Here is a 13,837-nt window from a genome sequence, read left to right as displayed (position 1 = left end):
ACTGGTCGCGGGAGCACGGCGGGTGCTCTGGGGAGGAACGATCGTCGGGCCCGGCCGATACGCTGAGGGCATGACCAGCACCTGGCTCGACGCACCCCTGCTCGGCTTCGATACCGAGACCACCGGCACCAACGTGGCCACCGACCGGATCGTGACGGTGGCCCTCGTGCACTCCGTGGGCCCGGGTCGCGACCACGAGACCGTCGCGACCTGGCTGATCGATCCCGAGATGGACATCCCCGAGCCCGCCCAGCGCGTCCACGGGATCAGCACCGACCACGCCCGCGCCCACGGTCTGAAAGCTGCCGACGCGCTCGAGGAGGTCGCCTCGATGATCGCCGAGTCCCTGGGCAAGGATGTGCCGCTGGTCGCCTTCAACGGCAGCTTCGACCTGGCTATCCTCGAGAACGAACTGACCCGGCTGGGTCTGCCCACGCTCACCTCGCGCCTCGGTCACGACGTCGCCCCCGTGATCGACCCGCTGGTCGTGGACCGTGGTGTGGACCGTTTCCGCAAGGGCAAGCGGACCCTGACGGACATGCTCGCCCACTACGGGATCGAGCAGGACGGGCGCCTGCACACGGCCGACGTCGACGTCTCCGCGACCCTGGATGTGCTGCGTGCCATCGTCGCCGCGCATCCGCAGGTGGGCGCGTCCTCGCTGGAGGACCTTCACCGCGAACAGATCGGATGGCACCGGAGCTGGGCGGAGAACTTCAACGAATTCCTGAAGAAGAAGGGCAAGACGCCGGACGTCTCCACCACCTGGCCGCTCTGAGGGGTTCCGATCGGGTCTGCTCAGATCCCGTCGCCCGAGGCCGTCCACCGCGCCGTCGTGCGCTGCCAGGCCAGGCGTGCGAGGAGCGCCACCAGGGCGCCGATCAGCAGCGAGGGCCAGCCGGGCTCGAGCCCCGAGGGGAGCCCGCCGAGGAGGGACCACAGCCCGAGCAGCCCCATGAGCGCGATCGAGGCGCCCACCCCGATCACCCACACAGCGTGCAGGGAGTGGACGTCGGTCAGCTGCCAGGGGACCTCGCGGCGCGGAGCTCCGACGCCTGCGGTGTGCCGGGTGCGTCGGGAGCCGGCGAAGACCATCAGCTGCAGCAGCCGCGTCATCGAGAATCCGCCGCATGCGAGGGCCGCGGCGAGGATCAGGCCGTTCAGGGGCCTGGCCTGGCCGTCGGCGGGGGCGAGCTGCACCAGGCGTCCCACCTCGAGGATCGTCAGCACCAGGCCGGCAGCTGCGACGATGCAGGGCCAGAGCAGGGTCGGGCCGGAATCGAGCGGGGGAGGACCATCCGTCCCCGGCGTCGAATCGGGTGCGGCACCGGTGTCGCGATCGGAGCTCATCGACTCACGGTAGCCCGGGCCGCGCACCGGGAACCCGACGGTAGACTCCCCCTGTGATGAGCGAGATCGAGATAGGCCGCAACAAGCGGGGACGCCGCAGCTACAGCTTCGACGACGTGGCGGTGGTGCCGTCCCGTCGTACGCGTGACCCCGAAGATGTCTCCACCGCCTGGCAGGTGGACGCCTACCGCTTCGAGATCCCGATCTTCGCCGCTCCCATGGACTCCCTGATGTCCCCGGAGACCGCGATCCAGCTCGGTCAGCTCGGGGGGCTCGGCGTGCTCGATCTCGAGGGGCTGTGGACCCGCTACGAGGACCCGACGCCGCAGTTCGACCAGGTCGCGGGCGCCTCAGACGACCAGGTCGTCCAGGTCATGCGCGAGATCTACGAGGAGCCGGTCAAGCCCGAGCTGATCCGCGACCGGATCCAGCAGTTGCGCGACGCCGGCGTCACCGCGGCCGGATCACTGTCCCCGCAGCGCACGCAGGAGCACTGGAAGACCGTGGTGGATGCGGGCGTGGACCTGTTCTTCATCCGCGGCACCACCGTCTCCGCCGAGCACGTCTCGACCGGTCGTGAGCCGTTGAACCTCAAGAGGTTCATCTACGAGCTGGACGTCCCCGTCATCGTCGGCGGCTGCGCGACGTACACCGCGGCCCTGCACCTCATGCGCACCGGCGCCGCGGGCGTACTGGTCGGCTTCGGCGGCGGTGCTTCGCAGACCACCAGGGAGACGCTCGGCATCTCCGTGCCGCTCGCGAGCGCGGTGGCCGACGTGGCCGCCGCCCGTCGCGACTACATGGACGAATCCGGCGGCCGCTACGTCCACGTCATCGCCGACGGCGGCCTCGGCCGCTCCGGCGACCTGGTCAAGGCGATCGCCTGCGGTGCTGACGGGCTGATGGTGGGGGCGGCCCTCGCCCGCGCCGAGGAAGCGCCGGGCCATGGACATCACTGGGGCAGTGAGGCCCATCACCAGACTCTCACCCGGGGCCACCGCGTGGACGTCAGCACGGTCGCGCCTCTCGAGCAGATCCTGTTCGGCCCGTCGCTCGCGGCCGACGGCACCACCAACCTGGTCGGAGCGCTGCGCCATGCCATGGCGACCACCGGATACCTGGACCTCAAGGAGTTCCAGCGGGTCGAGGTCGTCACCACCGCCTGAGGTCGGTTCCCCGGCCTCGGGGATTCTGCCGCAGGCGACGATCACGCTACCCGAACGTCCCGGGACGCGACGGCGGACGTGAGCGAGGGGAACCGAACAGTTCGGCCTCCCCGGGATGCTCCCGGTGGGAGTCTGCGCGTCAGGAGGAGCGGATCAGGGCGATGGTGCCCCAGATCGTCAGCGCGAGGGCCACGAGCCCTAGGGCCAGCGGCAGGACGATGCCGATGCCGAGACTGATGAGGGTTCCCCCCATGCCCATCTCCCAGAGAGCGACCGCGCTCGCTCCCTCGCAGTCGACCGTGACCTCCTGGTTGCTGTTGACGGTGATCTCGTAGACGTCGTAGTAGTCGACTCCGTCGACCTGTCCGGACGCGACTTCCGAATCACCCGGCTCGACGCTGATGCTCGTGCCGTCGATCTCGCAGGTCACTGTCTCGAGGTCCTCCTGGGGCACGGCGATGGAATAGGCCTTCATCGCGGAACCTTCGAAGCGTGCCTGGTCGGGGTCCAGAGGTGTCAGTTCCATGGAACCGACCCCGGCGATCATCAGGGCGATGAACCCCGCGACCAGCGGCATGACGAACAGTCCGATGGCGTTCGCGATGATGCCCAGGATCCCGAAGACGAGACGCTTGATCCCGCGGCGCTTGCGCGGCGGCGGCAGGTACCCGTAGGACGTCTGGTAATTCATGTGTTCCCCCTGAAAATGCAACAACTTGTCCCCAGCAGAGTACGGCGACCAGGACCGATGTCCCATGGGGAGGACTGCCCATGGGACGGCACTCCACCGCTGAATGTCCCTCCCGGCGCGGCGAAGCGCGGGTCGGGGCCAGGGAACCGGGGTCAGGCTGCGGTGCGTGCTACCTCGGCGGCCTGCTGCGCGATCGAGAGTTCCTCGTTCGTCGGCACGATCATCACCAGGGTCCTCGAAGCGGGCGTCGAGATCACGCGGGCCTCCTTGCTGCGGGCCGCGTTCGCCTCGAGGTCCAACTCGATGCCCAGCTCCTCGAGGCCGCTGAGCAGCCGCTCGCGCACCATCGGCACGTTCTCGCCGATGCCGGCGGTGAAGGTGAGGACATCCAGCCCGCCGAGGACGAAGGTGTAGGAGCCGAGGTACTTGCGCAGCCGGTGCACGTACACGTCCGTCGCGAGCGTCGCCGCCTCGTCGCCCGCCTCGACGGCCGCCGTGATGTCGCGGAAATCGCTCATCCCGCACATGCCCTGCATGCCCGAGCGCTTGTTGAGGATGTCGTCGATCTCCTCGGGGCCGAAGCCCGCTCGTCGGTGGAGATGCAGATAGATCGTCGGGTCGATGTCACCGGTGCGGGTGCCCATCACCAGCCCCTCCAGCGGGGTCAGCCCCATGGAGGTCTCCACCGCGAGCTCGCCGCGCACCGCTGAGGCGGAGGCGCCGTTGCCCAGATGCATGACGATCTGGCGCAGGTCCGCCACGTCCTTGCCCTGCGCAGCCAGCAGCTCCGAGACCGTGCGGGAGACGTACTGGTGGCTGGTGCCGTGGGCGCCGTAGCGACGCACCTTGTACTCCTTGGCGATCTCCCGGTTCAGCGCGTAGTTCGCAGCGGCTTCGGGCAGGCCTGTGAAGAAGGCGGTGTCGAAGACCGCGACGTGCGGAACGTCGGGCAGCAGTGCCTTCGCCCCGTCGATCCCGTCGACGGCGGCATAGTTGTGCAGCGGGGCGAGCTTGCCGAGGTCCTGGATGTCCCAACGCACCTGCTCGTCGATGAGGACGGGCTCGGAGTAGCGAGCCCCGCCCTGCACCACGCGGTGTCCGACGGCGCGGATCCGGTCGTCGGCCAAGGAGAGATCGACCTCGCCGAACAGCTTCTCCACGATCTTCATCGCGGCGCCGTGGTCGGGGACCGACCCCTCGAAGGAGGACTCCTTCTCGCCCGCGCTGATCGTCGCGGTGCCCTGGTCCTGGCCGACCCGCTCGACGATGCCGACGGCATCGACGGTGCCGTCGGAGGGGACCACGAGCTGGAACTTCAGCGACGAGGATCCCGAGTTGATGACGAGGACGCGGGCGTCCGAGGCGATATCGGTCATGAGGTGGATCAGCTCCTGGACGGTTCTGTCAGTTCTCGAGGTGAGTTCTCGAGGTCAGTTCTCGGCAGCGGAGTCGGCGAGGCGCGCCGATTCTGCTTGGGCCTGGATCGCCGTGATGACGACGGTGTTGATGATGTCGTCCACGAGGGCGCCGCGGGAGAGATCGTTGACGGGCTTGTTCAGACCCTGAAGCACCGGGCCGATGGCGATCGCCCCGGCCGAGCGCTGCACCGCCTTGTACGTGTTGTTGCCGGTGTTGAGGTCCGGGAACACGAACACGGTGGCGCGGCCGGCGACCGAGGAATCCGGGAGCTTGGTCTTGGCCACCGAGGCGTCCACCGCCGCGTCGTACTGGATCGGGCCCTCGACGTCGAGCCCAGGATTCGCGGAGCGGACGATCTCGGTGGCTTCGCGGACCTTGTCGACGTCGGCCCCGGTGCCCGAGGTGCCGGTCGAGTAGGACAGCATCGCGATCCGCGGGGCGATGCCGAACTGCTCGGCCGTCGCGGCGGACTGCGCGGCGATGTCGGCCAGTTGCACGGCCGTGGGATCGGGATTCACAGCGCAGTCGCCGTAGACCAGCACCCGATCCTCCAGCGCCATCAGGAACACCGAGGAGACGATCTGGGCGCCGGGCTTCGTCTTGATGATCTCGAAGGACGGCCGGATCGTGTGGGCCGTGGAATGGGCCGCCCCGGAGACCATCCCGTCGGCCTCGCCCATCTGCACCATCATGGTGCCGAAGTAGGAGACGTCCTGGATGGTGGCGCGCGCCTGGTCGAGGGTGACCCCCTTCTTCGCGCGCAGCCGGGCGTACTCCGTGGCGTACCGCTCCAGGTGCTCGGGGTCCTGCGGGGAGACGATCCTTGCCTCGGAGATGTCGTGGCCGAGCTGCGAGGCCTTGGCACGGATCTGGTTCTCCTCGCCCAGCAGGATCAGGTCCGCGACGCCGCGCGCGAGGATCGCTTCTGCTGCCGCGAGGATGCGGGGCTCATCTCCCTCGGGCAGCACGATGGTCTTCTTCTCGCCGCGAGCGCGGGCGAGCAGTTCGAACTCGAACATCATCGGGGTGACGACCTCGCTGCGGCTGACCTCGAGCGCGGCGAGCACCTCGGAGGTGGGCAGGTGCTCGGCGACCGCACGACGAGCGGCATCCATCTTCTGGCCGCTGCCGGCTCGGAGACGGCCCCGAGTGCGGTCGACCCTCACGGCGGTGTCGAAGGTCGACAGATCGGAGGCGATGATCGGGAGGTCCTGCTGGACACCGGTGATGAGGCGAAGAACCTCCTCGGGGACGTCGTAGCCGCCGGTCAGCACGATCGAGGACAGCGACGGGAAGGTGCCCGACTGCTGGGCCATGATCAGCCCCGGCAGCAGGTCGTACCGGTCGCCGGGGGCGATCACGGTGCAGTTCTCGGTGAGCCGGCTGAGCACGTTGGGCAGGCTCATCGCGGCGATGACGGTGCCGATGGAGACGCGGTCCATCCACTCCGGGTTGCCCTGCAGCAGGCTGCCGTCCACCGCGTCCTTCACCTCCTGCACGGTGGGTGCCATGATCACGGGGTTCTCCGGGATCACGGCGACCAGCACCCCGGGGGCCCTCGGGGCGACGGCGGCCTCGATCGCGTCGAGGGACTCGATCTCGGCGCGGTTGACGACGACTGCGATCGGGGCGGCGTGGTGGGCGCTGAACTCGCTGACGGACACCGCGGCGAGGGCCGCGATCTGGTCCGGGCTGCGGTCAAGACCCGACAGGACGAGGACGACCGGGGCGCCCATGTTCGCGGCGACCTCGGCGTTGAACGCCATCTCCGTCGGGTTGGCGAGGTCGTCGTAGTCGCTGCCGAGCACGACGAGCATCGAGTAGCGCTCGGCGAGGTCGCGGTGGCGGCTGAGGATGCGCTCATGAGCGGTATCCGGGTCCGACAGCAGCAGTTGGTGATCGACCCCGATGGCATCGTCGTAGTCCTGGTCGACGGCGGGGTGGCTGGTGAGCAGATCGACCGCGTAGTCGCGGGCGTGATCTGCCTTGACGACGGGGCGGTAGACCCCGACGCGGTCGGATCGGGAGGCGAGGGCTTCGAGCAGACCGAAAGCCACCATGGACTTCCCGGTCATTCCCTCCGGACTGGCGATATACACACTCTGAGTCACGTCCCTCAGCATAGAGGTGGGGCGCCTCGGGTGACACGTCGCTCATCGGGTGGTCCCAGGTGGGACTCGTACGATGGGTCCTATGCTCCGCGTCGCACTCCGTCCCCACTTCCTCGGGCTGCTCGCCCTGATGGTCGTGGCGACGATCGTGTGCGGATTGCTCGCCACCTGGCAGTGGGAGCGTGCGCACCACGCGCTCGCCGACAAGGCCGCGGGGGCGGAGCAGCTCGGCGACATCCGGGACGTGGTCGGCATCGGTGACCCTGTCACGAACGCGGTCGTCGGCGACATCGTGACCGCGACAGGACAGTACGCCGCGGACGAGCAGATCATCGTCCCGGGACGGTTGATCGACGGCGAGGAGGCAGTGATCATCGTGGCCTCCCTGCACCTCGATCTCGAGGACGGCACCGAGGCCCGTTTGCCGGTGGCGCGCGGCTGGGTTCCGGCCGACGAGATCACCGGACCCGACGGCGAGCTCGACCCCGCGCTCGCCCCACCGCTGCCGAGCGGCGAGGTCGAGGTCTCCGGTCGCTTGGAGGCGAGCGAGTCCGCCGCCGGCGGCATCGATGGCGGCATCGCCGGCGAGATCGCCACCACTCTGCTGGTCAACGTGTGGGGCTCGCCGATGTACTCCGGCTATCTCGCCCAGGTCGATCCGACCGGCGCATTGGAGCCGATGCCGGAGGCGCAGTCAGAATTCTCCAAGGGCCTGGACTGGCAGAACATCGGCTACTCCCTGCAGTGGGTGCTGTTCGGCGGCTTCTTCCTCTACCTGTGGTGGCGCTCCGTGCGCACCGCCCATCTCGACGAGCTCGCAGAGCGCCGCGAGGCGATGCAGGAGTCCCTGGAGGGGCCCGGACCCGCCGAGGGCACTGCCCGACCTGACGACGATACTGTGCATCCTGCCGACGATTCCGGCCTGACGGCCGTCGCCGCTTCTTCCTCCCCGGCTTCCGTGCAGGCCGGTTCGACCCCCGAAAAGGACGTGTGACCCGTGCCCACCCCTCGCCCCCTGGACGAAGTCGCCATCAGGACGTCCTTCGCCCGCTTCCGTGTGGCCTCCATCGTGGAGGGCATCGCCCTGCTCGTGCTGGTCGCGATCATGGTCATGCGGTACGTGGTGTTCGGCGGCGATGCGCTCTTCACCACCACCTCCGAGACGTGGACCCAGATCTCCGAGATCTGGTCCCCGATCCACGGCCTGATCTACATGATCTACGTGATCCTCGGCTTCGACCTGTGGGTGAAGATGCGGTGGGGCCTGCCTCGCATGGTGCTGCTCATGTTCTTCGGCGTGATCCCCGTCCTCTCCTTCTTCGGCGAGCGGTGGACCCATCAGTCGGTGGAATCGGATCTGCAGCGTCGGCCGACGCTGCAGGACAAGGCCGGGTCAGACCGCGGGGAGTGACCTCGGCGCGGGAGCGGAGCCGGGGTTGCGGCGCCGCGGCGCAGACGGACGTCTCGGAGCGCGGTCGTGCCCCTCGGGCGTGATGAGGATTGCGCCGCTATCGGCCGGACGGTGACGCCGTCGGGCGGCGCGCGCCCGTAGACTCGGCCAGGTGACCGACACCGACCAGCGCCCAGTCCTCGTCGTCGACTTCGGAGCGCAATACGCCCAGCTCATCGCTCGACGTGTCCGCGAGGCACGGGTCTACTCCGAGGTCGTGCCCCACACGATGTCGGTGGAGAAGATCCTTGCCAAGAAGCCGCGCGCGATCATCCTCTCCGGGGGGCCCAGCTCCGTCTACGCCGAGGGTGCGCCACGCCTTGACCCGGCGATGCTCCAGGCCGGGATCCCCGTGCTCGGGCTCTGCTACGGCTTCCAGTCGATGGCCGCGGCCCTGAACGGCACCGTCGCCCCGACGGGCGTGCGCGAGTACGGCGCCACCCGTCTCGAAGCACTGGATGCCTCCTCGCAGCTGCTGAGTGCTCAGGACGTCGACCAGAACGTGTGGATGAGCCACGGTGACTCCGTGACGGCCGCCCCCGAGGGCTTCGAGACCATCGCGACCTCTGCCGCGAGCCCGGTCGCCGCGTTCGAGAACGTCGAGAAGCAGCTCTACGGTGTGCAGTGGCACCCCGAGGTGGGCCACTCCGACCGCGGCCAGGAGGTGCTCGAGAACTTCCTGCACCGGGGCGCCGGCATCGAGCCCTCCTGGACCACCGGCAGCGTCATCGAGGAGCAGGTCGAGCGGATCCGTGCCCAGGTGGGCGAGGGCACCGCGATCTGCGCCCTGAGCGGCGGCGTCGATTCCGCCGTCGCGGCGGCGATCGTGCAGCGGGCCATCGGTGACCGGCTCACCTGCGTCTACGTCGATCACGGACTCATGCGCCAGGACGAGTCCGCGCAGATCGAGAAGACCTTCGGCGAATCCACCGGTGGGGCGAAGCTGATCGTCGTCGACGCCGAGGAGCAGTTCCTCACCGCGCTCGCCGGTGTCGCCGATCCCGAGCAGAAGCGCAAGATCATCGGTCGCGAGTTCATCCGCACCTTCGAGAAGGCGCAGGAGGACATCCTGCGCGAGCAGGGCGTCATCGCGGGCGACGGATCGGCCACTGCCTCCAGCACGTTCCTCGTCCAGGGCACTCTGTACCCGGACGTGGTCGAGTCCGGCGGCGGCGAGGGCGCGGCCAATATCAAGAGCCACCACAACGTGGGCGGGCTGCCCGAGGATCTCTCCTTCGAGCTGGTCGAGCCGCTGCGTGCCCTGTTCAAGGATGAGGTCCGGGCCGTCGGCTCCGAGCTCGGCCTGCCGGACGAGATCGTCTGGCGTCAGCCCTTCCCGGGCCCCGGCCTCGGCATCCGCATCATCGGCGAGGTCACCAAGGAACGGTTGGATCTCCTGCGACAGGCTGATGCGATCGCGCGCGCCGAGCTGACCGCGGCAGGCCTGGACCGCGACATCTGGCAGTGCCCGGTCGTGCTGCTGGCCGAGGTGCGCTCGGTGGGAGTGCAGGGAGACGGCCGCACCTACGGCCACCCCGTCGTGCTGCGCCCCGTCACCAGCGACGACGCCATGACCGCCGACTGGGCCAAGGTGCCCTACGACGTGCTCAGCCGCATCTCGACCCGCATCACCAACGAGGTCAACGAGATCAATCGCGTGACCCTCGACATCACGAGCAAGCCGCCGGGGACCATCGAGTGGGAATGATCGAGCGGGTGTGACGGCGGGGCACGTCATGCTTTTGTGAGCTGGGGACCGATGTTCTGCGAAACATCGGTCCCCAGCTCACATTTCTGCGGGTGCCGGGCGCGGGCGCGGGCGCGGGCGCGGGTGCGGGTGCCGGGCGCTCGGCGCGAGGCGCCGGGCGCGGGACCGCGGGGCGCGGAGCGGCAGCGTCAGGCCGGTGGGGGCTCGAGGAGTCGTGAGGGGTGCGCGGGGGCGAAGGAGTGCCAGGACTGGGTGCGCTCGTAGGCCTCCCAGCCCATCGAGCCGTACAGACCGTCGGCGCCGGTGGGGGAGTCGGCGTCCACCTCGAGGTCCACGTGGGTGCGGCCACGCTCGGCGGCGTCTCGGGTCGCGGCACGCAGCAGGGACTTCGCGATGCCGTGCCCACGCGCGGCGCGGTGCACACCCAGATACTCGAGATACGTGCCCTCCCCGAGGGTGGGCGTGGCCGGCATCCTGGCCGCGACCAGCCCGCCGGCGGGAAGCCACCTGTCCCCATGCTTGATCTCGGCGATCCACCAATGATCCCACGCGGCCTCGTCCGGGCTCTCGATGAGGCGCTGGACGAACTCGGCGAAGGATTCCCGGTAGGAGTTGAAGTGGTCGGCGAAGGACTCCTCGAGCATCCGGTGCACGGTGCGGACGTCCTGCGCGACCGGGAGGCCCGACTCGTGCCGGTGCACGGGGCGCACCCGCGTTCCCTCGCGCGGCGCGGGGGTCGAGGTCGCCTCCTCGACGGTGACTGGGCGGCGCATGTGCAGCCAGGTGCGCACCATGTCGTACCCCGCGGCGCCGAGCAGGAGCCCGCGGTCGGTGTCCAGCTCGTGGGCATCTGCGGAGAGCTGCGTGCTCCCCAGGCCGCGGTGGCGGGCGAAGGACCCGGCGACCTCGACGGCCCAGTCCAGCAGCGAGGCGACGAGGGCATCGCGCTCCGGGACCTCCTGGCCGACGACGAACTGCACGTTGGTGCGGCCTGCGGCGCGATCCTCCAGCGCCGTCCAGGCGACCGGAGCCCGGTCGAGGGTGGGGGAACCATCGGGGGCGGCCGGAACGACCACCACCTGGCGGCGCGACCAGGACTTCAGACCCACCATGCGCGAGCGCAGCCCGGCGACATCTGCCACCCCGTCCGCAGTATGCCGCCGGATGTCCGCGGTGATCAGCGCGGCAAGAGGCTCGACGTCGGACTCCACAGGCAACCGGGTGGTCAGGTGGCCGACCAGGGTCACGGGGATCGTGGGCGGGAAGTGATCGATGAGAAGCACCCGATCATGGTGCCACGCGGTAGGGGAGAAGAACCGGGCAGTGCGAGAAAAGAGAGATGGGAAGCAGTGGCGAATCAGCGGTCCGCGGACCGCACGAGATCCCCGTCGGACTCCGTTCCTGACCTGTCCTCCGCGCGGTCGATCGCCTCGCCCTCGCCGGTGCCCCCGAGCTCTGCGGAAGCCTCCGCGCTGGGCTGCGCAGCAGCCTCGTCGGCCGTGTGCAGGGTCTCGCGCAGGGGCACCTGCTTGATGAACAGTGAGAGCACCAGGGCGATGAGCACGAACGGCACCGCGGTCAGGAACACCACGTGCATCGCCTCACCCATGCCCATGCGGATCGGGGCCACGAGGAAGGAGGGGAGCTGCTCGAGCGCGGCCGGGTCGAGCACTGCGGCCTCGAGCCCCGAGGAGTCGAGGTCCCCACCGGGCTGCTGGAGCGCCGCCAGCTGCTCGGCCGGCAGCGACTCGATCTGGGCTGCGATAGCCGTGCCCATCTGCGAGGTCATGACGGTGCCGAGAACGGCGGTGCCGATGGTCGAGCCGATGTTGCGGAAGAACTGGATGGCGGCGGTCGCCACACCCAGTTCGCGCTGTGCGACGACGTTCTGGACCACCAGCGTGTACACCTGCATCGACAGTCCGATTCCCAACCCGATGACGATCATCGCCACGGTGAGCTCCAGCTGGGAGTCGCCGTACTGCATGCGCGAGAGCAGCCAGTATCCGGCCACCAGCACGACGCCGCCCAGCACCAGGAACCCCTTGTAATGCCCGGTCTTCGAGATGAGCAGGCCCACCAGGATCGAGGTGGCGATCATCGCCACCGACAGCGGGATCAGGATCGCACCGGAGTTCGTGGCGGAGACGCCCATGACGCCCTGGGCGTAGACGGGGATGTAGATGATCGCACCGAACATGGCGACGGCGATCGCGAAGGAGGCGGCCACCGACAGCGCCACGATCGGGCGCAGCAGCAGGTGCATCGGCAGCAGCGGCTCGGCGACCTTGGTCTCGATGATCACGAAAGCGGTGAGGAACAGGGCAGCGACCGCGTACATCCCGATGATGACGGGGGAGGACCACGCGTAGTCGCCGCCGCCCCACGTCGTGGCGAGCAGCGCGATGACCATGCCCGGGGTCAGGGTGAGCATGCCGAGGATATCGACCTTGCCGTGCTGGTTCTCGGTGCTCAGGTGCAGGAACCGCAGGATGAAGGCGAAGGCGACGACGCCCACGGGGAGCATCAGGTAGAACAGCCAGCGCCAGCCGAAGTTGTCGGTGATGGTGCCGCCCAGGAGGGGACCGACCACCGAGCTCACGCCGAAGACGGCGCCCATCATGCCCTGGTACTTGCCGCGCTGACGGGGCGGGATGATGTCGCCGATGATCGTCTGGCTCAGCGGCATCAGGGTGCCCATTCCCAGGCCCTGGACGGCGCGTGCGAACACCAGGAACCAGAAGCCCTGCGCCATCCCGGCCAGGATCGAGCCGATCATGAAGACAGCGAGGCCGCCCAGGTAGAACCAGCGACGTCCGTAGAGATCGGAGAGCTTGCCGACGATGGGCACCGCGACGGCGGAGACCAGCATCGCCGCGGTCGCGATCCAGCTGTAGTGCTCGACGCCGCCGAGCTCGGCCACGATGCGCGGCATGGCGGGGCCGACGATGGTCTGCGACATCGAGGCGACGAACATGCCGAGCATGAGGCCGACGAAGACGAGCTTGCCCTGGCGGTCCAAGCCGGTGAACGCCTGAGGGTCGGAGGCGGAGGCGGGTGTGGCAGCAGCGGAGCCGGTTGCTGCCGCAGTAGTCGATGACGTGCTCATGGAGCTCCTCGGGGAGGATGGGGGCGGATGACGGAGGTTCTCGGGCGGGAAGAACTCGTCCGACGGCCGCAGCGCCTCGTTGAGCCTCGACCTGACTATCCTAGCCAACTGTTGCATTGACTGCACTATTGCATCGAGTGCAGATTCTGTGATCTCGCGGACCTAGCATGGAGCCTGTGACTGACACACAGATCTCCGCCGCGGGCCCGGACCCGGATTCTGCCGCCGCCGGTGGCGCCTGCGACGACGGGCTGGGTTTGCGCGAGCAGAAGAAGCGTCAGACCCGGATCGCCATGCATCGGGCCGCGCTCGAGCTGGTCGCCGAGCACGGCTTCGTCCACGTGACGGTGGAGATGATCGCCCGGCGCGCGGGCGTCTCGACCCGGACGTTCTTCAACCACTGGAGCACGAAGGACGCCGCGGTCCTCGGGATCATCATGGGCGAATCGTTCGAGATCTCCGAGTCGCTGCGCATCCAGCTCGAGGTCAGCTCCCCGCGGGAAGCGATGCGCACCGTGCTGCGCGAAGCTCTGACCGCGATCCCGTCGGATTCCGACCTGCGTGAGCTCAAGAAGCAGGTGATGGCCAAGGAGCCGCGGCTGCACTCGATCTCCTCCGGGAAGCTCATCGAGGTCCAGACCGAGATGGTCGAGGTCCTCGCCGAGCATCTGGAGGGGGAGCAGGCCGGGACCCTCGCGGTCATCGCGGTGCAGGTCGGGTTCGCCCTCACCCGCAGCGCCTTCGCCCTGTCGATGTCGGAGGGGATCGATCTGATCACCGCCTTCGACGAGGTCGTCGACCTCTACGACTCGGGTCTCATCGAGGCCTGAACG

Annotated in this window: 12 protein-coding genes; 6 read left to right on the top strand and 6 right to left on the bottom strand. The window is 68.9% G+C overall.

All coding sequences use genetic code 11. The annotated features are described in order from the left end of the window. Positions 1 to 70 precede the first annotated feature (70 nt). On the top strand, positions 71 to 778 hold the full coding sequence (locus tag INT51_RS08405; RefSeq protein ID WP_193104849.1) for an exonuclease domain-containing protein: 708 nt from the start codon (positions 71 to 73) through the stop codon (positions 776 to 778). A 20-nt stretch (positions 779 to 798) separates the two neighbouring features. Here the strand turns inward: INT51_RS08405 and INT51_RS08400 are convergent, their stop codons facing one another. Continuing rightward, positions 799 to 1,350, bottom strand: coding sequence for a hypothetical protein (locus INT51_RS08400; protein WP_193104848.1), 552 nt, complete (start codon positions 1,348 to 1,350; stop codon positions 799 to 801). Between the two features lie 56 nt (positions 1,351 to 1,406). On the opposite strand from INT51_RS08400, the gene INT51_RS08395 reads away from it, so the two are divergent. Next, positions 1,407 to 2,516, top strand: a complete 1,110-nt coding sequence (locus INT51_RS08395; protein ID WP_193104847.1) for a GuaB3 family IMP dehydrogenase-related protein — start codon at positions 1,407 to 1,409, stop codon at positions 2,514 to 2,516. A 139-nt stretch (positions 2,517 to 2,655) separates the two neighbouring features. Here INT51_RS08395 and INT51_RS08390 read toward each other — a convergent pair whose 3' ends face one another. From INT51_RS08390 to pta, 3 genes are all read right to left on the bottom strand, one after another. Next, entirely contained in the window at positions 2,656 to 3,207 is a 552-nt protein-coding gene (locus tag INT51_RS08390; protein ID WP_193104846.1) for a hypothetical protein, read from the bottom strand. Between the two features lie 152 nt (positions 3,208 to 3,359). Further along, complete coding sequence (locus INT51_RS08385) at positions 3,360 to 4,583, bottom strand: acetate kinase (RefSeq protein ID WP_193104845.1); 1,224 nt, start codon at positions 4,581 to 4,583, stop codon at positions 3,360 to 3,362. A gap of 54 nt (positions 4,584 to 4,637) precedes the next feature. After that, entirely contained in the window at positions 4,638 to 6,749 is a 2,112-nt protein-coding gene (gene pta, locus INT51_RS08380; RefSeq protein ID WP_193104844.1) for a phosphate acetyltransferase, read from the bottom strand. Positions 6,750 to 6,819: 70 nt separating this feature from the next. On the opposite strand from pta, the gene INT51_RS08375 reads away from it, so the two are divergent. From INT51_RS08375 to guaA, 3 genes are all read left to right on the top strand, one after another. Next, on the top strand, positions 6,820 to 7,731 hold the full coding sequence (locus INT51_RS08375) for an SURF1 family protein (RefSeq protein WP_193104843.1): 912 nt from the start codon (positions 6,820 to 6,822) through the stop codon (positions 7,729 to 7,731). A gap of 3 nt (positions 7,732 to 7,734) precedes the next feature. Beyond that, complete coding sequence (locus INT51_RS08370) at positions 7,735 to 8,148, top strand: DUF3817 domain-containing protein (protein ID WP_193104842.1); 414 nt, start codon at positions 7,735 to 7,737, stop codon at positions 8,146 to 8,148. Between the two features lie 151 nt (positions 8,149 to 8,299). After that, positions 8,300 to 9,895: a glutamine-hydrolyzing GMP synthase gene (gene guaA, locus INT51_RS08365; protein ID WP_193104841.1), complete on the top strand. Its 1,596-nt coding sequence runs from the start codon at positions 8,300 to 8,302 to the stop codon at positions 9,893 to 9,895. A gap of 188 nt (positions 9,896 to 10,083) precedes the next feature. On the opposite strand, the gene INT51_RS08360 is transcribed toward guaA, so the two are convergent. Together INT51_RS08360 and INT51_RS08355 are read right to left on the bottom strand one after the other, a co-directional pair. After that, positions 10,084 to 11,178 carry a GNAT family N-acetyltransferase gene (locus INT51_RS08360; protein ID WP_193104840.1) on the bottom strand — a complete coding sequence of 365 codons (1,095 nt, stop codon included), beginning with the start codon at positions 11,176 to 11,178 and terminating at the stop codon, positions 10,084 to 10,086. A 74-nt stretch (positions 11,179 to 11,252) separates the two neighbouring features. Continuing rightward, on the bottom strand, positions 11,253 to 13,004 hold the full coding sequence (locus INT51_RS08355; RefSeq protein WP_193104839.1) for an MDR family MFS transporter: 1,752 nt from the start codon (positions 13,002 to 13,004) through the stop codon (positions 11,253 to 11,255). Positions 13,005 to 13,180: 176 nt separating this feature from the next. Here INT51_RS08355 and INT51_RS08350 point away from each other — a divergent pair, with 176 nt between their 5' ends. Next, positions 13,181 to 13,834 carry a TetR/AcrR family transcriptional regulator gene (locus tag INT51_RS08350; RefSeq protein WP_304502121.1) on the top strand — a complete coding sequence of 218 codons (654 nt, stop codon included), beginning with the start codon at positions 13,181 to 13,183 and terminating at the stop codon, positions 13,832 to 13,834. Positions 13,835 to 13,837: the final 3 nt, after the last annotated feature.

Source organism: Brachybacterium sp. FME24 (assembly GCF_014897705.1).
Lineage (GTDB): Bacteria > Actinomycetota > Actinomycetes > Actinomycetales > Dermabacteraceae > Brachybacterium.
Note: the sequence above shows the minus strand (reverse complement) of the source record. Positions and strands in the feature narration are given on the sequence as shown.